Annotated in this window: 2 pseudogenes; one reads left to right on the forward strand and one right to left on the reverse strand. The window is 63.6% G+C overall.

Features of this window, described 5'->3' with window-relative positions:
• Window positions 1–510 (forward strand): annotated as a pseudogene (locus tag X728_RS01000000167555) (IS481 family transposase); the annotation flags it as partial.
• A 71-nt stretch (window positions 511–581) separates the two neighbouring features.
• Here X728_RS01000000167555 and X728_RS1000000170015 read toward each other — a convergent pair.
• A pseudogene (locus tag X728_RS1000000170015) lies at window positions 582–1,069 on the reverse strand (transposase); the annotation flags it as partial.
• Between the last annotated feature and the right edge of the window lie 95 nt (window positions 1,070–1,164).

Raw genomic sequence — 1,164 nt, forward strand, 5'->3', positions numbered from 1 at the left:
ACGATCTGGAGACGATGAAGAAGCGGCTGAAGGCGCTGGAGGCGAAGGTCGCCCAAGACGGTATCGTGCTCACCGAGAGCCAATTGGCGGCGCTGGAAAAAGGCCAAGCTGGACAAGGAGGCGCATGGTGAGTTCGAGAGTGAATGCCCGGGCTATTGCGGCGGCCAGGACGCCTTCTATGTCGGCAACATGAAGGGGGTGTGACGCATCTATCAGCAGACCTTCCTCGACACCTATTCGAAGGTCGCTTTCGCCAAGCTCTATGACCGCAAGACGCCGATCACCGCCGCCGATCTCCTCAACGACCGCGTGGTGCCGTTCTTCGACGCCCACGACGTGAAGTTAAGCCGGGTGCTGACCGACCGCGGCACCGAATATTGCGGCAATCCCGAACATCACGAGTACGAGCTCTATCTGGCGCTCGAGGACGTGGATCATTCCCGCACCAAGACCAAGAACCCGCAGACCACTGATGTGATCGACAAGAGCCTTTTTGATAAATCTGCGCTATTCTCCTGTCGCGCACGGACGACCGCGTGGCGAAGAGCAGGATCCGAGGTGAGAGCCCTGCCGCGCAGCTTCTATCGTCGCACCTCGTTTGCGGCATCCGTGCGCGCCTTTCTCGGACCTCGCGGGTTCCAACCGGCGACGAAGCGTGCATAGGCGCCCTCGGCCTGCTCCACCCAGCGGCGCTCTTCTTCCCGGTGGCCCTTGATGTTGTAGGCGTGCGCGGCCCCCTTTTGACCGCGCACAGCCTTGCTCCCGGCCTTGAGTTCCACATCGCGCGGCTTCTTGGCATGCAGGGAGGGTCGAGCCCGCGCGTAACTTTCGCCCTTCGTCAGCAGATGCCAGATCACGACAGCGAGTTTGCGTGCGGTGGCGACGGCCGCGACATGCTGGCCGCGCCGGGCTCGCACGCGCAGGAAGAAGGCTCGCAACGGTCCGGGGCACGAGCGGCCGCCCAGGCCGCCTCGACGAGCATGCCGCGCGCATGACCACGGCCCTGCTTGGTGATCCGCCCATGGTAGGCCGGACCTGGCCCGGACTGTCGGACCCATTGCGGCCGCAAACTGCACGTCGTTTATTCTGGCCTGCGGATTCCGACGTGAAGCCGGCCGCCATTTCCGATCAAACACCGGCCACCATTCCGGTATGAAGCCGGCC

Source organism: Mesorhizobium sp. L103C119B0 (assembly GCF_000502235.1).
Lineage (GTDB): Bacteria > Pseudomonadota > Alphaproteobacteria > Rhizobiales > Rhizobiaceae > Mesorhizobium.